Source organism: Nostoc sp. CALU 546 (genome assembly GCF_048836525.1).
Window position 1 is genome coordinate 50590 of the sequence record NZ_JAWJTF010000024.1, and the last position, 22898, is coordinate 73487.

At 43.0% G+C, this 22898-nt stretch carries 25 protein-coding genes; 12 read left to right on the forward strand and 13 right to left on the reverse strand.

Features of this window, described 5'->3' with window-relative positions:
- Window positions 1-20 precede the first annotated feature (20 nt).
- Together RRG12_RS14620 and RRG12_RS14625 are read right to left on the reverse strand one after the other, a co-directional pair.
- On the reverse strand, window positions 21-1601 hold the full coding sequence (locus tag RRG12_RS14620; protein ID WP_420759791.1) for a M23 family metallopeptidase: 1581 nt from the start codon (window positions 1599-1601) through the stop codon (window positions 21-23).
- A gap of 90 nt (window positions 1602-1691) precedes the next feature.
- Window positions 1692-2510, reverse strand: a complete 819-nt coding sequence (locus RRG12_RS14625) for a biotin--[acetyl-CoA-carboxylase] ligase (protein WP_420759792.1) — start codon at window positions 2508-2510, stop codon at window positions 1692-1694.
- A 77-nt stretch (window positions 2511-2587) separates the two neighbouring features.
- Between RRG12_RS14625 and pgeF the strand changes: the two genes are divergently transcribed.
- Window positions 2588-3418, forward strand: coding sequence for a peptidoglycan editing factor PgeF (pgeF, locus tag RRG12_RS14630; protein ID WP_420759793.1), 831 nt, complete (start codon window positions 2588-2590; stop codon window positions 3416-3418).
- On the opposite strand, the gene RRG12_RS14635 is transcribed toward pgeF, so the two are convergent.
- Complete coding sequence (locus RRG12_RS14635; protein WP_420759814.1) at window positions 3357-4832, reverse strand: glycosyltransferase family 87 protein; 1476 nt, start codon at window positions 4830-4832, stop codon at window positions 3357-3359. The genes pgeF and RRG12_RS14635 overlap by 62 nt on opposite strands.
- A gap of 167 nt (window positions 4833-4999) precedes the next feature.
- Window positions 5000-6040 (reverse strand): polysaccharide pyruvyl transferase CsaB, encoded by a 1041-nt coding sequence (gene csaB, locus RRG12_RS14640; protein WP_420759815.1) that lies wholly within the window; start codon window positions 6038-6040, stop codon window positions 5000-5002.
- A gap of 128 nt (window positions 6041-6168) precedes the next feature.
- On the opposite strand from csaB, the gene RRG12_RS14645 reads away from it, so the two are divergent.
- The 5 genes from RRG12_RS14645 (at window position 6169) to RRG12_RS14665 (ending at window position 10321) form a co-directional block, all read left to right on the forward strand.
- Complete coding sequence (locus RRG12_RS14645) at window positions 6169-6504, forward strand: DUF2499 domain-containing protein (RefSeq protein WP_069072856.1); 336 nt, start codon at window positions 6169-6171, stop codon at window positions 6502-6504.
- Complete coding sequence (locus tag RRG12_RS14650; RefSeq protein WP_069072857.1) at window positions 6501-6800, forward strand: DUF3593 domain-containing protein; 300 nt, start codon at window positions 6501-6503, stop codon at window positions 6798-6800. The genes RRG12_RS14645 and RRG12_RS14650 overlap by 4 nt, the downstream gene beginning before the upstream one ends.
- Before the next feature lie 54 nt (window positions 6801-6854).
- A complete protein-coding gene (gene hisA, locus RRG12_RS14655) occupies window positions 6855-7628 on the forward strand; it encodes a 1-(5-phosphoribosyl)-5-[(5-phosphoribosylamino)methylideneamino]imidazole-4-carboxamide isomerase (RefSeq protein ID WP_420759794.1) in 774 nt (257 codons plus the stop codon).
- A gap of 453 nt (window positions 7629-8081) precedes the next feature.
- Window positions 8082-9347, forward strand: a complete 1266-nt coding sequence (locus RRG12_RS14660; protein ID WP_420759795.1) for an MFS transporter — start codon at window positions 8082-8084, stop codon at window positions 9345-9347.
- A gap of 14 nt (window positions 9348-9361) precedes the next feature.
- The gene (locus RRG12_RS14665) at window positions 9362-10321 is read left to right on the forward strand and encodes an N-acetylglucosamine kinase (protein ID WP_420759796.1); all 960 of its coding nucleotides are present in this window, start codon (window positions 9362-9364) and stop codon (window positions 10319-10321) included.
- Window positions 10322-10347: 26 nt separating this feature from the next.
- On the opposite strand, the gene RRG12_RS14670 is transcribed toward RRG12_RS14665, so the two are convergent.
- Both RRG12_RS14670 and RRG12_RS14675 read right to left on the reverse strand, forming a co-directional pair.
- A complete protein-coding gene (locus RRG12_RS14670) occupies window positions 10348-11088 on the reverse strand; it encodes a dienelactone hydrolase family protein (protein ID WP_420759797.1) in 741 nt (246 codons plus the stop codon).
- 661 nt (window positions 11089-11749) lie between these two features.
- On the reverse strand, window positions 11750-13081 hold the full coding sequence (locus tag RRG12_RS14675) for an FGGY-family carbohydrate kinase (protein WP_420759798.1): 1332 nt from the start codon (window positions 13079-13081) through the stop codon (window positions 11750-11752).
- 199 nt (window positions 13082-13280) lie between these two features.
- On the opposite strand from RRG12_RS14675, the gene psaM reads away from it, so the two are divergent.
- Entirely contained in the window at window positions 13281-13370 is a 90-nt protein-coding gene (gene psaM / locus RRG12_RS14680; protein ID WP_040630342.1) for a photosystem I reaction center subunit XII, read from the forward strand.
- A gap of 341 nt (window positions 13371-13711) precedes the next feature.
- Window positions 13712-14122, forward strand: a complete 411-nt coding sequence (locus RRG12_RS14685; RefSeq protein ID WP_069072861.1) for a hypothetical protein — start codon at window positions 13712-13714, stop codon at window positions 14120-14122.
- Window positions 14123-14348: 226 nt separating this feature from the next.
- On the opposite strand, the gene RRG12_RS14690 is transcribed toward RRG12_RS14685, so the two are convergent.
- Window positions 14349-15068: a tetratricopeptide repeat protein gene (locus RRG12_RS14690; protein WP_420759799.1), complete on the reverse strand. Its 720-nt coding sequence runs from the start codon at window positions 15066-15068 to the stop codon at window positions 14349-14351.
- A 622-nt stretch (window positions 15069-15690) separates the two neighbouring features.
- Between RRG12_RS14690 and RRG12_RS14695 the strand changes: the two genes are divergently transcribed.
- Window positions 15691-16155 carry a hypothetical protein gene (locus RRG12_RS14695; RefSeq protein ID WP_069072863.1) on the forward strand — a complete coding sequence of 155 codons (465 nt, stop codon included), beginning with the start codon at window positions 15691-15693 and terminating at the stop codon, window positions 16153-16155.
- Between the two features lie 6 nt (window positions 16156-16161).
- Window positions 16162-16719, forward strand: a complete 558-nt coding sequence (locus RRG12_RS14700) for a glutathione S-transferase family protein (RefSeq protein WP_420759800.1) — start codon at window positions 16162-16164, stop codon at window positions 16717-16719.
- Window positions 16720-16795: 76 nt separating this feature from the next.
- Here RRG12_RS14700 and RRG12_RS14705 read toward each other — a convergent pair whose 3' ends face one another.
- The 4 genes from RRG12_RS14705 to RRG12_RS14720 form a co-directional block, all read right to left on the reverse strand.
- Window positions 16796-17287: a YajQ family cyclic di-GMP-binding protein gene (locus RRG12_RS14705; protein ID WP_069072865.1), complete on the reverse strand. Its 492-nt coding sequence runs from the start codon at window positions 17285-17287 to the stop codon at window positions 16796-16798.
- Window positions 17288-17423: 136 nt separating this feature from the next.
- Complete coding sequence (locus tag RRG12_RS14710) at window positions 17424-17822, reverse strand: MAPEG family protein (protein ID WP_069072866.1); 399 nt, start codon at window positions 17820-17822, stop codon at window positions 17424-17426.
- A gap of 93 nt (window positions 17823-17915) precedes the next feature.
- The gene (locus RRG12_RS14715; protein WP_069072867.1) at window positions 17916-18419 is read right to left on the reverse strand and encodes a DNA recombination-mediator protein A; all 504 of its coding nucleotides are present in this window, start codon (window positions 18417-18419) and stop codon (window positions 17916-17918) included.
- Window positions 18420-18504: 85 nt separating this feature from the next.
- Window positions 18505-19047 carry a PadR family transcriptional regulator gene (locus RRG12_RS14720; protein ID WP_069072876.1) on the reverse strand — a complete coding sequence of 181 codons (543 nt, stop codon included), beginning with the start codon at window positions 19045-19047 and terminating at the stop codon, window positions 18505-18507.
- A gap of 95 nt (window positions 19048-19142) precedes the next feature.
- On the opposite strand from RRG12_RS14720, the gene RRG12_RS14725 reads away from it, so the two are divergent.
- The gene (locus RRG12_RS14725) at window positions 19143-19661 is read left to right on the forward strand and encodes a DUF4188 domain-containing protein (RefSeq protein ID WP_420759801.1); all 519 of its coding nucleotides are present in this window, start codon (window positions 19143-19145) and stop codon (window positions 19659-19661) included.
- A 41-nt stretch (window positions 19662-19702) separates the two neighbouring features.
- On the opposite strand, the gene RRG12_RS14730 is transcribed toward RRG12_RS14725, so the two are convergent.
- On the reverse strand, window positions 19703-20797 hold the full coding sequence (locus RRG12_RS14730) for a phosphotransacetylase family protein (RefSeq protein WP_420759802.1): 1095 nt from the start codon (window positions 20795-20797) through the stop codon (window positions 19703-19705).
- A 596-nt stretch (window positions 20798-21393) separates the two neighbouring features.
- On the opposite strand from RRG12_RS14730, the gene RRG12_RS14735 reads away from it, so the two are divergent.
- Window positions 21394-22374 (forward strand): aldo/keto reductase, encoded by a 981-nt coding sequence (locus tag RRG12_RS14735; RefSeq protein ID WP_420759803.1) that lies wholly within the window; start codon window positions 21394-21396, stop codon window positions 22372-22374.
- Window positions 22375-22454: 80 nt separating this feature from the next.
- Here RRG12_RS14735 and RRG12_RS14740 read toward each other — a convergent pair whose 3' ends face one another.
- On the reverse strand, window positions 22455-22832 hold the full coding sequence (locus RRG12_RS14740; protein WP_069072871.1) for a response regulator transcription factor: 378 nt from the start codon (window positions 22830-22832) through the stop codon (window positions 22455-22457).
- Window positions 22833-22898: the final 66 nt, after the last annotated feature.

A 22898-nucleotide genomic window follows, 5' to 3' on the forward strand; every position in this document is an offset into this window, starting at 1 on the left:
CCCCCTGCCCCCTGCTTCTTCTAGCTGCCTGGTTTCTGGCTTACCTGAGTAGTTTGTGAGCCTAGTACTAACTGGCTGAGGCCGCTTTGTAACTGCACGCCTGGGTCAGTAGCAACCCAGCCATTTGGTGACAGATGACGGACTTCAAAGTGCAGGTGAGGGCCTGTGGAGTTGCCGGTGCTGCCAACTCGCCCAATCATAGTTCCAGGCTCTACCCACTGACCGGGTTGAACAAAGATTTCTGACATATGACCGTAGAGGGTTTGTTGAGCCGATTTGTGATTCAGGGTAACGGTTAAACCATAACCGCCCAACCAGTTCGCAGTCTCCACTTGACCAGCAGCAGCGGCTAAAACTGGTGTACCCGCAGGCGCACCCAAGTCTGTACCAGCATGGAAGCGTTGATTACCTGTGATTGGATGAATTCGCCAACCAAATACAGAAGTGATGGAAGCGGGAATAGACAAGGGATACATCATTCCCGTACCACTATATGCAACTCTCCCCGTATAGGGAATTTGCGGCAATACTGATGCTAGTGAGAAGTCATAAGCTACGTTGCTGGGGCGGGGTGCAATGTTGCCATCTGCCATTGGTGGTGGTAAAGTTCCGCCGCTGGGTGCGATGGGAGTTGCACTCACTGTTGTGGGGCTGAATTCGCCGGGAGTGGGGATAAACCGATTAGGGCGAAATCCGCTCTTAGTGACACCGCTAGAACCACTTTGAGCAGCACGCCATCTGCTGGTGTTGCCAGTAGTTGCAACTTGCCGCACGGGTGGAACGTTTGCTAATTGGGCATTTTGACTTCTTTTGAGCCAATTAGGTGCTGCTTTACCATTAGAATCAGCTACACTCCTTTGAGGTACTTTGGCGCAAACGCCGCCTAATACACTTTGCCCTGAAGGCAAGATGGCTCTACAACCACTAGAACGTTCTGTGAGAATTACAGAATTTGGTGCTTGATAAGTACCTGTTGCACCACTGTCATAACTATTAGGATCAATATAGGCGTTATTATAATCCTTGGTTTTCCCCGCCGTTGCCCTAACAGTATTGTTCGAGTTGTTTGATGGTTGAGCAACTTCTGGGAGTTTTTCAGGTAAAGAGCGAACAGGAGTATTGGGTTTTTCCTGTCTCACCCTTGTAGGAGTAACCTGGGAAGCTTCTACCTTGGGCTTTGACTGTCTGATAATCACAACAGGTTCAGCAGCTTCAATTTTGGGTGTAGACTGCCTAACTGGCTCTTTTGATTGAGCAACCTCTGGCTGGCGTAATCTTTGTTTGAGTCTGGCTCGCCGTTGGGAAAATTCCGGTTGTGCTGGCGCGGCTTGGGGCGCAACAGTCTGCTTTTTTAAGCCGAGCGGAGTCGAGGCTTTAACTGGATTTGTAAATGCTGTTGGTTGGGAACTTTCAACAGTGGGAACGATGTTGTCTATTTGTGTTTCCGTTTGGGCAAACACGAAGCCGCCGCTGAGGAGGCTAACGCTACTCAGCCAGCAGAGGCTCTGGGCTGGTAGGGTTGAGGCAAAACGTTTTTTCGTCAAACCTTGCTGCCATAAGTAATGCAAACGATAAGGGGCAGAATTATTGCGCTGCGTCATTTGTTCTCTCAGTTGTGTGTAATTAGCCTAAAGAGATGATGCTAGTGGTTTGTCTTGCCCAAAGAGCGAAATTTTGAACAAACCTCAAATTTAAACGGAAGATTTATGGTACCCCAAACTGATTGTACCGGGTTCAATATAAATTTCCGGTGTAATTAGTTCCTTTGTATCATGTGTTTCTAAATCAACTCGTAAATTTCCTTGAGATGTCACCCCAACTACTGTACCTGAAAGATTATTGACATACACCCGATCGCCCATGTTTGTAAGCAAGTCTAAATAGCGAGACAAGAGTATGCTTACTCCTTCTTGACAAAGGCACTCCATACCGGATTCTATTCCCCGCAAGACGATAGAGGTTAGCATTTCCAGACAAGAAATTGGTTTGAAATCTTGGGATGTTTGCCACGATTCCAGATTTATTCCAGTTTCCGGTACTGGGTTTCTCCAGTTAATGCCAACACCAATTACTGCTTGGGTGATTTGTCCTCTGTTTACTTTGGTTTCTGTCAAAATGCCGCCTAGTTTGCGACCATTTAAAACCAAATCATTGGGCCATTTTATCCCAACATCTATACCGGATTGGCGCAATTGAGATGCAATTCCCCAAGCGGTGGCAAAAGTTAGCTGATAGCTGTCAGTCGCCTCTATTTTGTGATCAAAAGAAATCCCCACGGAAACATATAATCCGCCAACTGGAGAAATCCACTGGCGTCCCCATTGTCCCCGCCCAGCGGATTGCTGAGTTGCAATTACTACTGTTCCAGAAATAGCCCCTTGGTTGAGTAAATTCCAGAGGGTTTGGTTGGTTGAGGAGACGCTTTCAAAAAAGTGAAGGGAAAATGGTAAATATGTATACTGACGCCCTGCTTGCAAGGCTGCTTCCAAGTTTTGCAGATTAAATCCCACAGCAGTTAACCCAAATTCCGTTGTTCAAGTTAGCATTGATTGGCTGATGAGTGATTTCTGTTTAGGTTTGGTTGAAGATGCACACTTGGCACTGGCGCAATTGGGAAGGACTGCCTTATCTAACTTGTAGTATTCTGGAACATTGGCATCACGGCTTCTTTACCCAACAGTTTTGGCCGCGATCGCCACAAGTTATCACAGAAGTATTGCAACCAGAGGCATCAGTCTATCGCTTAAAGCAGGTTCATGGCAATACTGTTCTCACCCCCCAAGAAGTTGAAAGCTTCTTAAGCTCTGCTGAGGAGGATTTAGCGTCGGCGGATGGTTTAATGAGTGAGCAGCCTCTACAAGCGGTTTGGGTTGCTAGTGCAGATTGTACACCCGTGCTGATTGGGGATGTGCAAACTGGAAAGGTGGCAGCATTACACGCGGGTTGGCGGGGAACTGCCAAGAAGATTGTCCCCTTGGCGATCGCTCGACTACAATCTCAAGGCAGCAAACTCGATGATTTACGCATTGCGATGGGCCCCGCGATCGCTGGTGATGTTTACCAAGTCTCGATTGAAGTGGCTGCGGAAATCGGGGCTAGCATTATATCACATAATGACGAAGAAAAAATTTTAGCAGCATTACATGAGTTACCAAATTCACCTTTGCAAGAAGACCCCAATCCTGGCAAGGTACGGCTGGATGTCCGGCGAGTGAATAGCTTACAACTGGAAAATTTGGGAATTAGTGCAGAACAAATTGCGATCGCACCTTATTGTACTTTCCAAACTCCAGAGCATTTCTTTTCTTACCGCCGGGAGAAAGAGAAAAAAGTTCAATGGTCAGGTATTGTTAGCGCTAAGTTGACACCCGATTCAAAGGTTGAGATTTCAGAATCGGTTTTTGACGCAGGGAGCTAATTGCTAAAACTACAATACTGACGGTGATTCCTAGAATGGCATAACTCGGTAGGGCGAAAATAGTCACTTTTATAATATATGGCAATTCCCCCGCTTTCACATTCCAGCGCTTTGCTAGAGAGCCGATGAGCCAGCCATGAATTACCGCTGTTTGCACTGCTAGACAGCAAACCCCTGCTAACCAAACTGAGATTCTTGTTCTAGAAAATTTACAATGTCTAATCTGATACAGCAAATCATTTAGCAAAAAAACAACAGCAGGTATTAACATCACAGAACCGGTTTGCTGTGAATAGTTAATGGCAATACTCAAGCAAGAAACTAGTACCAATTCTGCTAAGTATATTTCCTTTGCCCAGGCTGTAAGAGATTGTTGCAAATACCAATACCAACCCACTAAACCAACAAGTGTCAGAACAATTAAGTCTGAAAATAGCTTGGCAAAAAATGGATTATTGGGAAATAATCTTGGGCCCACCACCTTCAAATCGATGCGACTAATCGAAAGATAAGGACTATTCGATGGATCATTTAGCCAGAGTGAAAATCCACGAGATGCATCTGGTAGGAATTGTGTCAAAGAATTGCCCGTCAAGGCTAGACCTAAAAATACAAGAGAAGTTCCTATGACAACAGATACAAAAACTAAACAGAACCGTCTTTTAAGTAAAAAATACAGAATGAATAATGCAGCTAATGTTGGTTTACAAACAGCAATACCCAAGCAAATTCCTGCTGGAATATCCTGATTTTTTTTAGCCCAGATAAACATCCATAAGATCAAAACTGCAACGAAAATAGCAATATTACCAACTTGAAGATCGCGAACTAAACCATAAATCAATGCAATCGAGATTGTGCAAATAGTTCTGAAAGCTAGTGACTTAGACTCCAGCAGGATATTAGCTCCCCATAAGGCCAAACCGATTGCTAATATATGCATTCCAATCCAGATTGAAAATGCAGTACTGCTCGAAAAATAACCGATAAACCAAATGAGAGGAATAATATTAGGTGGATAGACAAAGGGTGGAATAAAGCCACACACATTAGTTAGGGTACAAAAGCTTTGATTAAAAATCTCGACATTAAAGGGACTCAAATGCTGATGAGCTAATTTACTCGCCACATAAAACCACTTAAAATCCCATAATGGTGGATCTGGTTGATTTAGTAAATAAACTAGCCAACCTGTATAACAAAGAAATCTTGTAACGACTAAGACAACACCTGCTTGGATCAGAAAGCTAACAATTGGTTGACGAAAAAATTGCATCAACCGTTGGATTACAGGGGATTTTAAAAATAAAGAATTTTTCCAGGCTACTTTTTCATCATCTAATCGCCAATTATTTTTGAGAACTAAAGCAACAACAGTTATTACAAGTAGGTTCCAAAAGCCAAAGCTGATCATTAGCAAGAATTATTTATAAGAAGAATTCAGAATTCGGTATTAATTCTGTACGAGTGGGTGACGAATATTGGTTAAAACCGTACAACTCTTAGAGGATGTTTGAAAAGTCTTTAGTGATGTATCAAATACTTTTAGATCCCCCATAAGCCCCATTTTTAAGTTAATTATTACAAAAAAGTTTGGCTCAATAACTCGCGGTGTATTAATGCCTTATCTATTAAAGATTTTATTTGCTCTGATGATAACGGATCACCGTTAGCATAATGCTCCATCCAAGTTAGACTAATTAAATTGGGGTCATCGGGTAAACTTGCTAAATCCCACCCAGGCATTTCCAAGTCTTCCATGAGACGATTTACCTTGGGGTCATAACTAAGAGCAAAACAGCGACAACCTTCAGCAGCAGCCATAATTAAGCTGTGCAAACGCATCCCAATTGCCATTTCGACACCGCGAAACACACCTTTTAAAAGTTGCGGATCTTCCAGACATAAAATCTTGCTGACATCTTTAAGATGTGGTTGAATAGCTTCGGCAATACTTAAATCTTCACTTTTTTGAAATGGCAGTAATAAAATAAATGCTTGCGTAGCTTTTTGAAAGTCAACCAAAGCGCGAGTTAAGTTTGCTAAACGTGTTTCTGTAAGTTGGGGATGCGATCGCAACGTTACTGCAACTCTCGGCGCAGGTAAATCCCAAAGTCCTGGAGCTGGTTTCGATTCCAACGCCCAAACCGGGTCTGGAGCTATGATACAAGGGATCTGCCAATCAGATAATAAAGCCGCACTGGCGCGATCGCGGACACTGATTTTGGTACAATTACCAAATGTTTGCCGTGCCAACCAACGAGTTTGCGGACGCACTAACGGGCCAATACCCTGCGCCCAAGCAACAGTTTTCAAACCCATTTTCTGTGCCAATGCCATCAGTCCCCCATAATAAAATGGGCTAATAGTACTGGTAACATCTTGAATGAGACTGCCGCCGCCCCAAATCAAAGCATCACTTGAGCGTAAAGCTTGCAGTACAGCTAAAGGAGCCATGCGATCGCAGGTTTCTACATTATTGTAGCGATCGCGGGTTTCCTCTGGATTACCAGAAAGCACCACAGGCGTTACGTGAGATGGTAACATTTGCAAAAGCGTTGCTAACAAAGCCTCGTCACCACCATTACCTTTACCGTAATACCCAGACAATAACGCCCGCATCTTGACCATTTTAGATTTTAGATTTTAGATTAACAACTTTTTTAACGTAGCTATATCTATATAAAGATGTGAAAACTCCTAACTTCTAACTCCTAACTCCTAACTCCCCACTCCCCACTCCCCACTCTATGCACGTCCTATCGATTCCCACCTGGATTATTCATGTTTCTAGCGTTATTGAGTGGATTGTCGCCATTTGGTTAATCTGGACTTACGGCGAACTCACTAATAACCGTAATTGGTGGGGATTGTCCCTTGCCATGTTACCAGCTTTAGTCAGTGCTATGTGTGCCTGTACCTGGCATTATTTCGACAACGCCGAATCTCTAGAATGGATGGTAACGCTTCAAGCTACCATGACCTTAGTTGGTAATTTTACGCTTTGGGCAGCGGCGTATTTGATTTGGCGTTCTACCAAATCTTCTAACACTGTTGAACCAGAACCTATCAAATCAGAGCAATGATTTCTAAAGAAACCCTGTTTGCACTTTCACTGTTTCCCTATTTGGGTTTCTTGTGGTTTATCAGCCGTAGTCCGCAAATGCCGCGTTTAGCGCTGTATGGATTTTACGGTACTCTCGTCTTTGTTGCCATCACCATCCCCGCCGGAATTTACGCCCAATTGCATTATGGCGAGTCTTTGGCCAATGTAGATTGGTTGCACGGTGGTGCAGAAGTATTTTTGACGCTTTCAAATATCTTGCTTGTGCTGGGTTTTGGACAAGCTGTACGGCAATTACAAATAAAAAATGAAAAATAGTAAATTCAGCTATAGCTAGCATTTTGATTGCATTGAGTTTAGAGGAAAAGTTAAATGGACGTAATTCCAGCGATTGATTTACTAGAAGGTCACTGTGTGCGACTGTATCAGGGAGATTACGATCGCTCGCAAGTTTTTAGCGAAAATCCTGCTGATGTTGCCAAACAGTGGGTAGATGAAGGTGCTACCAGATTACATATAGTTGATTTGGATGGGGCCAAAGCAGGTAAAGTAGTAAACCTGGGGGCAATTGAAGCGATCGCACATGCGGTTTCAGTGCCCATTGAAATTGGTGGAGGATTGCGCGATCGCACCAGTGTGCAACAAGTATTCAATCTCGGCATACAGTGGGCAATTCTTGGCACTATCGCCGTAGAACAACCCCAGCTAGTACAAGAACTCTGTCAAGAATTTCCTGAACAAATTATCATCGGTATTGATGCCCGTAACGGTCTAGTAGCAACTCGCGGTTGGTTAGAAACCTCAGAAGTTTTGGCAACCCAATTGGCTGTACAAATGCAAGAATTGGGTGCAGCCGCCATAATTTACACAGATATTCACCGGGACGGTACACTCACAGGCCCGAATTTGGAAGCTTTGCGAGAACTTGCAGCGGCAATTTCCATCCCGATAATTGCCTCTGGCGGGGTAAGTTCTGTCACCGATTTGTTGAGTTTATTGGCGTTAGAACCTCAAGGCGTGACTGGCGTGATTGTTGGACGTGCCTTGTATACTGGGGATATTTTACTCAAAGAAGCATTACGAGCGATCGGGCCTGGACGGATTCAGGATATTCCACCGAATCTAGATTTTTCTACCTTTGCTTGACATTTTCTGTCAGACTTTAAACGTCTAGGCGGGTTTCCAATTTCTTAAGTCCGCACAGGCGGTCTACCCTCCGGGTTCTCCAAAGGAGTACGTTTGTGTAGCCGCGATTTCCAATCGCCAGGTATATTTGCTGTTACCAATTTGAAAAAAGAATGGGACAAATAGACCATTTGTAGAGACGCGCAATCATTAATTGAATTGGTATGAGATGCTCCCGAAAACTCTTCCTAGTCCCCATTCGCGGAACGCCGTAGTTAGACATACCGGATATGGAACAATACAGTTCAGAATGAGCGACAAAACCCTGATGTAGAGACGCGATTTATCGCGTCTTCAAAAACCAATTATCTACACCAATAACCCTTAACTAAACCGTATTGCATTATGGAAAGTGGGAAAGCATAGCAACAAGGTTTTACTGATGGCAAAAAGCCAGAGTTTGGAACCAAATCCATGAAAAATCAAACAATCTCTCCTTGGACTTTCATCCCCACCTTATATTTCGCCTCCGGCATACCTTATGTCATCATCAACACTGTTTCTGTAATCTTTTACAAGAAACTGGGAATAGATAATACGCAAATTGCCTTGTGGACAAGTTTTCTCTATCTCCCTTGGGTAATCAAAATGTTTTGGGGCCCAATTGTCGATATTTACTCTACCAAACGTCAATGGATACTTTATACCCAATTTGCCATGTTTGGTTGTTTAGGTTTGATAGCTTTCTCCTTACAACTACCAAATTTCTTTTTCATTTCCCTTGCAACATTAACAATAGGAGCATTTATTTCTGCAACTTATGATATTGCCACAGATGGCTTCTATCTGCTGGCTTTATCTCCAGAACAACAAGCCTTTTTTATTGGCATCCGCTCACTATTTTATAGAATGGCTGTTATTTTTGGATCTGGAATATTAGTAATTTTAGCAGGTCAGCTTGAAGTATCTCTCAACAACATTCCTTTAAGCTGGACTATAGCTATTGGTTTCTCAGCTTTAATTTTAGCAATCCTGTTTATTTCGCATCGCTTAATTTTACCCTTACCTGAATCAGATGAACAACGGCAAATAAAAACTAGAGAAAATATCCCTTTTTGGTCAATTATTAGTTCATATTTTGCTCAGGATAAGATTATAAATATTTTAGCATTTATCTTGCTTTACAGGCTTGGCGAAGCAATGCTTGTCAAAATAGCTTCTTTATTTTTATTAGACAAGCCAGAAGTAGGAGGCTTAGGGCTATCTACATCAGATGTCGGATTAGTATACGGAACCTTTGGGGTAATTTCCCTGATTTGCGGAGGGATATTAGGAGGTTTATTAATTTCCAAATATGGATTAAAAAAGTGTCTTTTCCCTATGGCTTTAGCTTTGAACTTACCTGATATATTTTATGTGTATATGGCTTACAGTAAACCTTCACTAACATTAGTATATCCCTTGGTTTCCTTAGAGCAATTTGGATATGGTTTTGGATTTACCGCTTTTAGTGTTTATTTAATGTATATTTGCCAAGGCGAATATAAAACTTCTCATTTTGCTATCTCCACTGGCATTATGGCTTTAGGAATGATGTTACCAGGTTTAATTAGCGGTTATCTGCAAAAAGTATTTGGCTATCCATTATTTTTTATTTTGGTTTGTTTGCTGACTATTCCTGGGATGATTGCTCTCTTTTTCATCCCTTTAAAAGATGAACCCAAGCGTCAGAATAATTAACATAATTACAGATCATGAGTTATGTTTTGGGAATAGATGGCGGCGGTAGCAAGACTGTTTGTATTTTGATGGATGATTTGCATCAAGTTATAGGTCGTGGTGAAGCTGGCCCGTCTAACTATCAAAGTATAGGTATTGAAGCCACTCTACAATCTATGCAATCTGCAATTCACAACGCAGTTCAGGCAGAAATAATTGCAAATAGTGTGAATATTGAAGCGATATGTTTGGGTTTAGCAGGTGTAGGTCGTTTAGCAGATATCGAAGTAGTAAAAGGTCTAGTCCAAGAGTTGCAAAATAACAAACATCTGCCTATAACTTGGGCATTAGAGCCAGCTAATATTGTCATTTGTAACGATGCTTTAATTGCTTTAATTGGTGGAATTGGTCAGCCTGTAGGAATTGTGGTTGCAGTAGGTACTGGTTCGATAGTTTTCGGGCGAAATCATCAGGGATATACCAAGCGAGTTGGCGGCTGGGGGTATATTTTAGGAGATGAAGGTAGCGCTTATAAAATTGCTGTGGCTGGTATGAATGCAGCATTAAAATCTTATGATGGACGGGAGATGTCAACGAACTTGGTAGAGAGTTTCAAACAGCATCTTGATTTGGAAAGTATAGAAGATTTAATAGAAGTAATATATCGGCGAGAATGGGGAGTTAAACAGATCGCAGCTTTAGCACCAGTTGTAGATTTTGCCGCAGCTTCAGGTGATGTCTTAGCGAATATGATAATTGATGATGCTGTCAAAGAATTAGTGAAGGCTACATCTACAGTAATTGATGCAATTTTTAGTGCTGACTCAGTTTTAGAAGTAGTCACCACGGGGAGCGTGTGGCGCAGTAGATGCAAGATGTATGAGAGATTTGCAGCGTCTCTTGTTAACAAGTTTCCTAATGTAAATGTGATTTTTCCGAGGTACGAGCCTGCTTACGGTGCTGCTTTGTTGGCATTGCAAACAACTCAAAATTGATGCGAAGAAAGCAATAATAGGAGTTTTCAGTTGGCAAATATGCGCCCCAAGAAAGTTACTATTTCAGACCAAGCAGAGGTGGTAGCACTAGAATCATAACGATAACCGTCGTCGCGCATGAATGTATGTTCTGCTTCATACGAGACAACTTGGTGAGGTATATTAGCACTCTCAATTGCTTTTATTATGGTTTGGCGATCGCTATCTGGTATATGAGGGTCAAGAGTACCGAACACCATGAGCATTTCGCCTTGGATTTCACTTACCCGCTGGATTGTATCGGCTACCTCCTTACCCAGTTTGCCACTGGGAATACCAGTAGGGTAACAGCAGACAGAAGCTCGAATTTCGCTTTGAAATGCTGCGCGGAAAGCTAAATGTCCACCAATACAAAAGCCGAGAGTGCCTATTTGATTTGGAGAAACCGCACTCTCTGTTTTCAGAAATTCAATCATAGCAAGGCAATCGGCATCATAATCAGCTACCGAGGTTCGACGAGCATCGTCATTACCCCGCATCCGTCCCAGATCATCTGGCTCAATTACTGAACCAACTGGCTCAATTCGGTGAAAAATTTCTGGGGCTGCTACTACATAGCCGTATCCTGCTAAGTAGTTTGCTAAACGAATCATTGGATCACCTAACTGATAAATATCACTGTAGAAGACAATACCAGGGTATTTCCCTGCTGCTTTCGGAGCCGCTACATAAACACGCATTAAGCTACCATCTACTCTTAACTCAACATTGCGCTTAGTGATTTGCACTTTTTTGTCTCCGTGTTACGCTTGCTGTCATTAGCTTCTACACTGTAGCGCCGCAACATCCGGTTACTTTCAACCTACAATTTGGCGTTTTTCTGCCATGATTGCGATCGCCTTAATACACCCATTAGCTTCGCAATGGTATTACTTTAAAACCCACACCAATTAATAAAGGGGATAGATGACATTCGCTTGTGGCGAAGCACCCATCCCCGAATAGCTGCCCAGATGATCAACCTGGAATCCTATAGTCCGGTATCTAATAATTTGAGTATCGGCCGAGATATGCCGATTGTCACTGGGATACATACGGATTTAGAAGATATCTGCGAAAAGAGGGTAAGGATAATATTACTCAACTAACTCAAAATTCCTGAGTGAGAGCGGGGAGGGGAGCTAAAACAAAACATTACTGGAGGCTTAAGCCTCACAAAAAGCTTTCATCTCTGGACTGTTCGCGTAGCTTCTCCCAAGGAGAGACGCTACAGGATTTTTAGCTTCCTTATCGAAACAGAATTCAGGAGTCAGGAGTCAGGAGCCAGAATTCAGTTGAGTATTTTGTGCGACTGGTGGATAGCGCAGCGTTAGCGAGTCCGCGTTCGCGTAGCGTCTCGTAGAGAGCGTCTTCATTCTGACTCCTGAATTCTGACTTCTGAATTCTTCTTCAAAAGTCATTTGTACAGTTCGTAATTCCTAGAATTTTTGAGCATTTTCCCACTACACACCCGTCCCCATGTCCTTTTTTCACCCCCCGCATCGCCAACAGCGCTGTCCCGTAGGCTGCTTCTGTATAAACTGACGCTACTACAGGAACCTGCAAATTACGCGCCCTAATTGCAGTCCAAGTATCGTTCGCCGCGCCACCACCAGCAGTATAAACACGGCTCACCTTGTCTGCACCCATTTGCTGTAATAATTCATACCCATGTGTTTCTATGCGGGTAATACTTTCTAACAACCCATGCAGAAATTCCACTGGATGATCTGGGCGTGGTTCCAATCGTGGGGGTAGATTGGGATCATTAATGGGAAAGCGATCGCCTGCTTTCAACAATGGATAATAATCTAATTCACTGGCTTTTGATGGATCAATCTCACGACTAAGGCTTGCTAACTCAGCGCTTGTGAAAAATTGCTTAAGTACTGCACCTCCAGTATTAGAAGCGCCACCAGTCAGCCACAGATTACCCAAACGATGGCTATAAATCCCATATCTAACATCTTCTACACGGGTACGACTTAACAACTTTAGTACCAACGTTGAACCAAGGGAAGTCACGGCTTCACCAGGTAATTTTGCCCCACTGGCGAGAAAAGCGGCAATACTATCTGTTGTCCCAGCACATACCAAACAATCACTACGTAAACCGAACTTATCTGCAATTTCCGGGTGTAATTCTGCAATCGGAGTCCCAGGAGGTAAAACTTTGGGTAGCTGAACCGGTATTTGCAGCAATTCTAGCCATTCTGGGTATTTCAACTCTTCCACGTCATAACCCAGCTTTAAAGCATTATGGTAATCGCTAATACCTAAATACCCATGTAGGAGAAACGCCAGCCAATCTGCTTGATGTAGGAAATATCTAGCTTCACTAAAAGTAGGTAATTGCCTCATCCACATTAGTTTGGCTAGGCTGGAGGTGGCACTCAATACGGTATGATTGGGGGGTGCTATGCTTCTCAATTCCTCTATTACCAATGATCCCCGCGCATCGTTATACAGCAGTGGTGCATCTACAGGATTGCCAGCAGCATCAACCAGCAAGACGGTGGAAGAAGTACCGTTAATTGCGATCGCTTTAATTTCTCGCCGCAATTCTTCAGGTATTCGTTCCACCAGCACAAACAAAGCCTCCTGCCAAAAACTTGGCTTAACAGCGTCTCCTGAGTCCTGGAAGGGATATCGCACCTCAGCCTGGATAGAAGAAGCTTCCTCGTCAATTACTATGCCGCGTGCGCCAGAGGTGCCGAAGTCGATACCCAAATATAAATTCATATTTTTATAAATTTTTCTCAGGTCGAATAACTAATGACTACTGATTAATAACTGCTTTTGTTGCATCTTGTTACAAGATATTCCACAATTTTGGCAAAACAAGGAAAAGTAGTAAACGAACTGTTCAAAATCTATTCTGGTTAGGAGGTTTTCAGCCATGCCTATCTTAGATACTCTGTACATCGCTCAGATATCTTCCATCTCAGATACTCAAGTCTACATCGCTCTAGTTGTGGCGCTGATCCCAGGAGTTCTAGCTTGGCGATTAGCCACAGAACTTTACAAATAACGTTCCGATGTGACACAGTTGAAAAGCTAATAATCCTGGCAGTACGGGGTGCAATTTCTACACCTTGTGGTTTTATACCATAAGTAGCTAGAAACCTTGCACTTACGTAAGCCAGGTTATTTTTTAACTAGTGCAACACTTGTAGCTATTTCAAAAAAATGAAGTAATATGACAGCTAAATCAAGCATTCAAGAGTTCTGATATCTGAATGCTAAGTGCTGTTAGCGGTAGCAGGGCGTTGAGCCAGTGCTGAGTAAGATTTCCCACTCAGCACTCATAACTCATAACTCAGCACTCTTCATAGTGCTTCCCTTCACTAAGCGAGGTTATTTTTTAGCATCATGAACGCGATTCAACCGTCCAGACCACCGTCACAACCTATACAAAAACGCCGGGTCATCCCTAGACCAAAACGGCATCTTCGTCAACGTTCTTACCAGATGATGGCGCTGGAAAGCACAGCCAAGATAGCGGTTAATCTTGTGATTACAGCCGTTGCGGCATCTGCCCTAGCACAACTTCTGCCTTATCATTGGTCACAGCAAGGAAAGTTGCGAGAAATTGGTACTGAAGTCAAGTTAATGGAAGGACACGTCAATGGTTTGCAAGCGGAATTTAGCCGCAACTTCGATCCTCAGCAAGCTAAAAGTATTAGACAACAACAAGGATATCGATTTGATCCCAGTCAGCGTCGCGTGGTCTTGATGAATCCGGATCGCCGAGAAAATGAACAAACAGAGTCATTACCCTAAGACAAATAGCGAATTTAGGATTATTTCGGTTTCTTGTGATTCAGGCTACGTATAAACCGGGTGTTAATTTATATTATTGCTAATAAATAATGGTTAATAGCTAATTTTTGAATAGCTATGTAGTTATCATCTATTAGTCATTAGCGATACAGCGTCACTAAACTCTAATTCAAAATTTAATCAATTATTTTGAATTTTGAATCCCCCAGAAGGACTAATCTACCAACTAGGACGCTGATTCAGATAGCAACTCGTTTAGCCAATTTTCGAGTTGTAAACGCAAGCGATAAGCAGTAATATTCCTACTGTTGTCGAGAGAGGGCAGTTGAGTGAGGGCGCGACGATAATCAGCGATTGCACAATTCCAGTCGCCCCAAAGATGGTAAGTCCTGCCACGTTCAGCCCAGATATGACCTTCTAGTTGACCGAAAAGCAGTACTACCTCAAAATTCTCAATTGCCTCCTCATATTGCCCCAAATCACGCCAGGTAATGCCTCGGTTAATCCATGCCCGGACATGGCGAGGATTCAAATCAATGGCTTGATCGTAGTCGGCAAGTGCTACTGCTAATTCTCCACAAGCTGCGTAGTAATTTGCTCGATTATTATAAGCACTAGCCAAATCAGGATTAAGTTTGAGGGCAGTATTATAGTCGCAAAGCGCTTTTTGTATTTCACCACTTTGGAAATAAATCAGCCCCCGGTTGTTGTAATCAATAGCATTGTGGGGATGGCGGAAAATTAGTTGGGTTAAAAGTGCGATCGCCTCAGTATAATCTCCTTGTTGAGCCAACCTCAAAGCACAAGAGCGGAAGTAGCTATCCCCTAAAGTCGATTCGCTGCGATCGTTTTTCCTCTCATCTTGGACTTGATTTGTACTATTTACAACATAGTTATATTTCTTATTTTGCTGGTCATCGTCAGCTAAAAATGAGTGAATATTCATCTTTCCCTGCCTGAAATCACTGCTTTGTGAAATCAAATTCTAGTTTTTATGCTGCTAGTGGTTTTACCCCTTTGTTTATTTTTAGGGTATTTATGGTTACTTGAAAGCCATCCCAAGACTGAATTTTAACTACCCAGACTAGTAGAAATCTATGCCCTAAATAAACAATCGCTCCTCAACCCTAATCATGGATACTTGATCCCGAAGGTGAATTCCAGAAATGGCAGATGCCAATCTCAAAGACTAGTCAAGTAGTGAGAGCGACAAATTGGTAGAATGCCAACAAGCCGTTCGTTAGAGATGAGAAATAGGACACGGGACACGGGACTGGGGACTAGGGACTAGGGACTGGGAACTGTGGAGAATTCACTCCCTCTCTCCCTTGTTTCTTCTCAATCCCCAATCCCTAATCCCCATTACCCCTTATCCCCAGAGGGGGCCCCACCATCCCCAATACTTGTCGGGTTTTGGGGGAAAGGGTAAAGAAAAAACCTTTAACCTTTACCCTTTAACCTTTACCCTTTAACCTTTTCCCCAAACCCAATTCCGAGTTCAAAATGCTTATCCGAGCAGTATTGCCACCATCCCCAATCCCTGCATTTAATTTTTGAGAAATTTTCCGATGACAACTGCAATTTCTTATCCCAATGCCCCAGATTTAGCAACCGATGATTACATTGTTATCGGCTTGGCAACCTGCTTCGTCAAAGAAGATGGAGAAGTTTATCAAATCGAAGTTATAGAACCAATTCCCTCTGCGGCTTTGGAAGCTCTGTTAAAGGGCATTCCTACCTCCTATAAGCTGGCTCATGCAACAACTTTGGGATCTGTGCTGGATGGCGATTCACAATTCCTGCCAGAGGGCTTCCCAGAGTCGGCTCAGTTTGGAGAGGAATTTGTGCCACGAGCATTTGCAGCCGCTCGTACCTACAAGCGTCGTGAATCTGCAAAATCACTGATTCCCTTAGGTACAAATTACACTGAATTCAAGTATTCTATTGAGCGTAAGCGAGTATTAAATGCCGCGAGAGTTGTCACCAAAGAAGACAATATTAAACAGCACTCTCACACTCACAAAGTTCTTTAAGTAATTATGCTAAAACTTTACGGCGGCGCTCGTAGTCGAGCATCAATTGTTCACTGGTATTTAGAGGAACTAGAAGTTCCTTACGAATTCGTCAAGCTTGATATGCAGGCGGGTGAACATCTCAAACCTGAATATTTGGCAATTAACCCAGTTGGTAAAGTTCCAGCAATCGTTGATGGGGATTTTCAGCTTTGGGAATCTGGAGCAATTTTGCTGTATCTTGCCGATAAGTATAGTAAAACTACACTTTCACCCCAAGAACGTGCTCTATTTTCCCAATGGGTGTTGTTTGCCAATGCTACCCTTGGGCCAGGAATTTTTATAGAAGCAAATCGGGAGCGGGAAATGCCCCGTTTGTTGACTCCGTTAAATGAAGTTTTCAGTAAGCAACCTTTTTTGCTGGGTAATGAATTCACTGTTGCTGATGTGGCAGTGGGGTCTATTCTGAATTACATTCCCGTTATGCTGAAGCTAGACCTCAGTTCTTACCCAGCTGTGTTGAGCTACATGAAGCAGTTATCTGAGCGTCCGGCATTTCAAAAAAGTATTGGCGGAGGATCTTAAAATAATTCGTAATGACGCTCCTGCGTCGCTAACGTAATTCGTAATTCGTAATTCTTAACTACGAATTACGAATCTTTTAGCGATAATTTGTAAATTGCAAAGCAACTGGATAGTCTTCTTGTTTTAGGCGTTGCATAACAACTTGCAAGTCATCTTTAGATTTGGCAGAAACCCGCACAGCATCACCTTGAATTGAGGCTTGTACCTTTTTGAATTCGTCGCGAATCAATTTGGAAATTTGTTTGGCAATTTCTTGACTTATGCCTTTTTGGAGTTTAATTTCTTGACGCACGCGATTACCACTGGCTGATTCCACTTTGCCAAAATCAAAGATTTTCTGGGAGAGGTTACGCTTGGCGGCTTTTTCCCGCAGAATGGTATGTACAGAATCTAAGGTAAACTCGCTGTCAGTACTAACGTTAATACTTTCTTCGACTAACTCGACAGTAGTTTGAGTGTCTTTGAGGTCGTAACGACCTTTGATGTCTCTTACAACTTGATCGACAGCGTTAACCAACTCTTGTCGGTCAAAGTCGCTCACAATGTCAAAGGAAAAAGTAGAAGCCATAAAATATTTTGGATTTTAGATTTTGGATTTTAGATTGGGGAGTGAGTATTGGGCATAGAGAAGAGACAAGGAATAGGGGGAGTAAATTCTCCCTTGTCTCCATTGTCCCTCTTATCTCCCTAGTCCTCAGTCTCCCTCAACTACTAGCTTGGATGATGCTCAAAAAGATTAGAGTGGCAGAACTAAGGATGCCAATAGCAAACATCAGCGATCGCAAAAGGGGTATATTCAAAATATAAAAAATTGAGTATAGCAAACGGGCCACTACAAAGGCGATCGCAGCTACTTGTGCTGTAAAAGAATTTACACCAGTCACATAAGCCATCAATGCTGCTGCGGCAAATATCATAAACGCTTCAAAGGTGTTCTGATGTGCCCAAGTAGCTCGCTGGGCATAAGGTGGCAATTTATCAAACAGAGCGCGAGGAGTTGAAAACATTTCATTCCCAATACTCACACGGGCATAAGCTACCAGCAAAAATGGCAGGTAGATCAGAACGACAGCAGCAGCGATCGAGTACAAAAAAATTATCATTACTTATTAGTTATTGTTTATTAGTCATAGTCATCAGTCATCAGTCATTAGTCAAATAGAAAAGACAAATGACAAAGGACAAATGACAAATGACTAATCAAAGTAGAACAGGGTCACTACTTTTCTTTGTTCTTCTGCATCTTGACAAGTTTGCAACAGGGTGCGGCTGTCATGAAATGCAAAGCAGATCAGTTGTTGGCAACGAGAGACAATTTCCTTGTTGCACAGGTAACTAGCTTCAGCAAGGGACAGAGTATCATTACTGGGATTTTCCACTAAATGCATTACTTGTTCTAGTTGCTGGCGCGATTCCAAAGGCTGGCGTTCCAGACTTTGGGGGAGAATCACCGTTAGCAAATTCGGATCAGCCCGCGTTGCTCCCTTAATGGCAGCGGAATTTGTACCTGTAGCACCAGAAGTAATGATGCTATTACCCGATAAAACTAGGGCATAAGTCATCATTTCAATAAGATTCTGATGCGTAATCGGGACATGACGAGAACCCAGCAAGGCAATTCTTTTAGAACCCGTTTGCTGGATTGTCGCTAGTTCTTGGGCTAATGTATCGAGGTTAATAAGGTCTGTTGATTGGCTCAAAGATGGACATAATCCGAATTAAACGACCCAGATATTTTACCAAACAGCGTGTAGATGCGAGAAAAACTTGAGCTAAACATTGCTACTAATTTTCGATTGTTTGCAGTAACTCCATTACTTGGTAACACCAGGCTAGCCAATGTGTTTCATAACTAATGCCATTCAGGAGAGTTAAATACTGAAATTTGCCTGCTTCTGGCAGTTCTTGCGGATTTTGAAAGTAACGCTGTTCTAATTCCTTATACGTAGACAATTTTTTTTGATGGGCTTTTTGGTGATGTTCTAGCTCTGCCAAGATAGTTTGGTTAGGAGCAATATGTCCAGCAAAAATTTTTACCAGTAAATCATCTTTAATTGGTGTGGGTTCACAAGGTTGAGCAATCCACTCTTTGAGGTGCTGTTCTCCCAAGTCTGTAACGCTGTAGAGCCTTTTGTCTGGGCGTCCTGCTTGAAGAATCGACTCGGAACTGATCCATGCTTGATCTTCTAGCTTCGACAACTCCCGATAAATCTGCTGGTGACTTGCTGACCAGAAAAAGCCTACAGAGCCATCGAATCGTTTTGCTAAATCATACCCACTACAGGGTGCCTCAACCAGAGCCGCTAATATTGCGTGCGCTAATGCCATAATTTTTAATTCACCACTTGACATATGCAACTAATTGCATAAAGATATGTTTATGCAATTAGTTGCATATTAACTTAAACAACAAGGAGCCAGAGATGCCTCAAGTAATACCGGGACGATTTACAGCCGAGATTGATGAACCCTTTGTTGTGTTTTTGATTGGGATGCGAGTTAATAAATTATTCGCTTTTTCCAAATGGATTCCCACAGCCAGGGCAATGTCGCCCATGCTACAAAGCCTTAATCAGAATCCTGAAAAAGGCTTTTTAGGAGGAGAAACTTTTGTGTACTGGCTAGGGGTAGGACTGATTCAGTATTGGCGATCGTTCGAGGATTTGGAGCGTTTTGCTAGAAATCCAGCCGATGCACATTTAAAAGCTTGGCAAAGGTTTAATCAAGCCATTGGTGCTGATGGCAGTGTTGGCATTTGGCACGAAACTTATTTAATAGAACCGGGAAGATATAAGGCGATTTACGGGAATATGCCTATCTTTGGATTAGCTGCTGCAACTAAGCACGTCCCTGCTATGGGGCGGAAGGAAACAGCAGGCCGTCGCCTGGGAGGTGACGGCGAACCAGCTGCACCCTCACCAGTAATACAGCTTCCTAACTGATAACTGATCATAGATGCTCTTAATTGTCAAGGCTGAGGAATCTAAGACAATGCCGCTGCGGGAGTCAAACCCAGTTTAGATAACAGGCGATCAATGTCAAAATGCTCAGACATCAACTGGCGAACGCATTGAACCTTAATCGGCTCGTGGAGTCGGACTTGTCCGAAAGTGCGGTCAACAATTTCTACAGTGGTGAGGGTGTCTAAGTCAACAGATAAAATGGGGATTTCTAGTTCTTCAGCGCGATTGAGAATGAACGGCGGCGGGGGTAGTTGCCCGGTGAGAATTAAGCATTGGGTAGAAGTTTCCAAAGCCGCTTGCTGAATTTCCACGCGATCGCCTCCTGTTACCACAGCCATATTCCGGCGTTTGCGGAAATATTTCACAGCGGAGTTGACATTCATCGCTCCAATTGCCAGACTTTCCACCAACAAATCTAGGCGATCGTTGCGACAGAGAACATCAGCCTTTAACTGCTTGACTAGTTCGCCAACACTCACGCTGCGGAGCAAAGCGTTATTTGGCAGCATTGCTAGCACCGGAATCCCTTGCTCTTCCAAAAATGGACGCAAGAGAGTGTCAACTGTTTCTAGTTGGGTGACAGGAATATCATTGATCACAACTCCAATCAAGCGATCGCCCATACGCCCTTTAGCAGCCAATAACGCCTCAACCGAAAGCAAGGATTTATAGCGGGCTACTAACAGCACACCAGCATCCAAGACTTCAGCCATTTGCAGCAAAGACAAGTCAAACAAATTGCCCTCGGATAAATCACCAGGCCCCTCCAATAACACCAAATCTCCTTGGGACTTATGTAAATATTGCTGGATTAGGGACTGCTGATAATCGGTTTTGTCTTCCCCCCGTAAGCGCTTTTGCACGTTTGGTTCATCCAAAGCCAGCATTGTCGGTGCAATGCGGTTTTCCGGCAAATTGAGGCTAAGAGCGATGAACTGGACATCTTCCTCAACTACAGTTCCACTAGACGAATTAAAACACGTACCGAGGGGTTTACCGTAGGTAATATCCAGTCCTTTTTGCTGTAGCTGATGAGACAAACCCAGAACAGTTGCAGATTTACCGCTGTAAGTCTCGGTTGATCCAATCAGCAAATATTTAGGGGATTTTGGCACACATGCACTCCTAATTTCAAAAGTCAGAAGAACCCAGCTAGGTGTTTCCTAATTCTAGTTCCTTCTGGCAAAAGCCTCTCGCTCTCACAAATTAAGCTTTCCCAGAATTAGCTTCTGAATAAGCAGGGTTATGCGGACTTGTTTTTCCTTTGTTATTTATCGAAACAGAATTTAGGAGTCAGGAGTCAGGAGTCAGGAGTCAGAAGTCAGGAGTCAGAATTCAGAATTCAGAATTCAGAATTTAGAATTTAGAATTAATTTTGTACGAGTCGCGGATAGCGTTGGCGGCAAGCGAGTCCACGATAGCGCCGGCGGTGTACTCTTACTATTAAGCAAGCTTACGCTTTTAACGTCTCGTAGAGAGCATCTTGATTTTGAGCGGAGGCGGAGCGTCTCCGGCTCCGCTCCTGAATTCTGACTCCTGACTCCTGACTCCTGAATTCTTCTTCAATTTGAATTCGGAGCTTTGATCAATATATTTTTTAACTGCTTTTATCAGTAAATACTTTTAAGTGTAGATGACTTGATGAGAGGAAAAGGGATAATCCTGAAAGACTTAATTTTCTCTGGCCAATTACTGACTAGGAGATTGTTTTATGAGAACCAGAAAGCTAGGTAAACAAGGGTTAGAAGTTTCAGCTATCGGACTTGGTTGCATGGGAATGTCTGAATTCTATAGTGGCCGTGATGAAATTGAGGCGATCGCTACAATTCATCGAGCATTGGAACTTGGAGTTAATTTTCTTGATACTGCTGATATGTATGGGCCTTTTACTAATGAGCAACTAGTAGGCAAAGCAATTAAAGATCGCCGTGATCAAGTAGTATTAGCAACCAAATTTGGCAATGTCCGCACTGAAGATGGTGGTTGGAAAGGGATTAGTGGCAAACCCGAATATGTCCATCAAGCTTGCGATGCCTCACTAAAACGTCTGGGAGTAGAAGTGATTGACCTGTATTATCAACATCGGGTAGATCAAACCGTACCCATTGAAGATACTGTAGGAGCAATGGCAGAGTTAGTTAAGCTGGGAAAAGTTCGTTATTTAGGGCTTTCAGAAGCCGCTCCTGCTACGATTCGGCGGGCTGTGGCAGTTCACCCCATTGCGGCACTGCAAACCGAATACTCTCTTTGGAGTCGAGAGCCAGAGGATGAAATTTTACCGACTGTGCGGGAATTAGGAATTGGGTTTGTTCCCTATAGTCCATTAGGAAGAGGGTTTTTATCAGGTGCGATCGCTAGCCCTGATGATCTAGCACCTGATGACTATCGCAGAAATGCTCCTCGCTTTCAAGGTGATAATTTTTCTAAGAACCTGCAATTAGTCGAGCAAGTGAAGGCAATTGCCACCGAAAAAGGAGTAACTGCGAGTCAGCTTGCACTAGCATGGCTATTCGCTCAAGGGGAAGATATTGTCCCAATTCCTGGTACAAAACGCCGTACCTACTTAGAGGAGAATGTTGTAGCTACCGAAATTACCCTGACGGAACAAGAGTTGAACCGGCTGGAAGCAGTTGCACCAAAAGGTGTAGCAGCAGGTGAGCGCTACCCTGACATGAGTACTGTTAACCGTTGATCCATTAACGAAGTGTAACCAGATTTGTGCCGATTATTCTAAATACTGCGAAAGCAGGTGAAAAGCATTTAAGACTTTTTTCAAAAACCCAACACCTGCATTGATTTTTCAAGTACTTCTTTGGGGCGAAATGGTTTAGTTAGATATAAGTCTGCACCCACTTCAATACCTTTTTGTTTATCAAATTCTTGTCCCTTAGCTGTCAATATCACAATGTAAACATCAGTCATTCCCAGGTCGTGTTTTACAATATGGCAGACTTGCAGACCATTCATTTTAGGCATCATCACATCAAGAAAAACTAGGGTTGGTTTTTCGGTTTTAATAGTTTCGAGAGCTTCTTCTCCATTTCTAGCAGTTAGAAGTTCAACACCCTCGTCTTCTAATGCTTCTAAGGCTTGTTCCATCAAAATCAAGATATTGGGTTCATCGTCAACAATCAAAATTTTCTGGGTCATAGGGATTGGGGATTGGGGATTGGGGATTGGGGATTGGGGATTGGGAAGAAACTTGTTCAATATTTC

What these genes read in the sequence shown, in the direction of transcription:
- RRG12_RS14690 (WP_420759799.1), bottom strand. Translation starts at nt 15,068, where the DNA reads ATGAATATTCACTCATTTTTAGCTGACGATGACCAGCAAAATAAGAAA.
- RRG12_RS14650 (WP_069072857.1), top strand. Translation starts at nt 6,501, where the DNA reads ATGATTTCTAAAGAAACCCTGTTTGCACTTTCACTGTTTCCCTATTTG.
- RRG12_RS14705 (WP_069072865.1), bottom strand. Translation starts at nt 17,287, where the DNA reads ATGGCTTCTACTTTTTCCTTTGACATTGTGAGCGACTTTGACCGACAA.
- RRG12_RS14735 (WP_420759803.1), top strand. Translation starts at nt 21,394, where the DNA reads ATGAGAACCAGAAAGCTAGGTAAACAAGGGTTAGAAGTTTCAGCTATC.
- csaB (WP_420759815.1), bottom strand. Translation starts at nt 6,040, where the DNA reads ATGCGGGCGTTATTGTCTGGGTATTACGGTAAAGGTAATGGTGGTGAC.
- RRG12_RS14675 (WP_420759798.1), bottom strand. Translation starts at nt 13,081, where the DNA reads ATGAATTTATATTTGGGTATCGACTTCGGCACCTCTGGCGCACGCGGC.
- RRG12_RS14740 (WP_069072871.1), bottom strand. Translation starts at nt 22,832, where the DNA reads ATGACCCAGAAAATTTTGATTGTTGACGATGAACCCAATATCTTGATT.
- RRG12_RS14685 (WP_069072861.1), top strand. Translation starts at nt 13,712, where the DNA reads ATGAACGCGATTCAACCGTCCAGACCACCGTCACAACCTATACAAAAA.
- RRG12_RS14720 (WP_069072876.1), bottom strand. Translation starts at nt 19,047, where the DNA reads ATGGCATTAGCGCACGCAATATTAGCGGCTCTGGTTGAGGCACCCTGT.
- RRG12_RS14725 (WP_420759801.1), top strand. Translation starts at nt 19,143, where the DNA reads ATGCCTCAAGTAATACCGGGACGATTTACAGCCGAGATTGATGAACCC.
- RRG12_RS14635 (WP_420759814.1), bottom strand. Translation starts at nt 4,832, where the DNA reads ATGATCAGCTTTGGCTTTTGGAACCTACTTGTAATAACTGTTGTTGCT.
- RRG12_RS14710 (WP_069072866.1), bottom strand. Translation starts at nt 17,822, where the DNA reads ATGATAATTTTTTTGTACTCGATCGCTGCTGCTGTCGTTCTGATCTAC.
- RRG12_RS14700 (WP_420759800.1), top strand. Translation starts at nt 16,162, where the DNA reads ATGCTAAAACTTTACGGCGGCGCTCGTAGTCGAGCATCAATTGTTCAC.
- hisA (WP_420759794.1), top strand. Translation starts at nt 6,855, where the DNA reads ATGGACGTAATTCCAGCGATTGATTTACTAGAAGGTCACTGTGTGCGA.
- RRG12_RS14665 (WP_420759796.1), top strand. Translation starts at nt 9,362, where the DNA reads ATGAGTTATGTTTTGGGAATAGATGGCGGCGGTAGCAAGACTGTTTGT.
- pgeF (WP_420759793.1), top strand. Translation starts at nt 2,588, where the DNA reads ATGCACACTTGGCACTGGCGCAATTGGGAAGGACTGCCTTATCTAACT.
- RRG12_RS14695 (WP_069072863.1), top strand. Translation starts at nt 15,691, where the DNA reads ATGACAACTGCAATTTCTTATCCCAATGCCCCAGATTTAGCAACCGAT.
- RRG12_RS14660 (WP_420759795.1), top strand. Translation starts at nt 8,082, where the DNA reads ATGAAAAATCAAACAATCTCTCCTTGGACTTTCATCCCCACCTTATAT.
- RRG12_RS14645 (WP_069072856.1), top strand. Translation starts at nt 6,169, where the DNA reads ATGCACGTCCTATCGATTCCCACCTGGATTATTCATGTTTCTAGCGTT.
- RRG12_RS14620 (WP_420759791.1), bottom strand. Translation starts at nt 1,601, where the DNA reads ATGACGCAGCGCAATAATTCTGCCCCTTATCGTTTGCATTACTTATGG.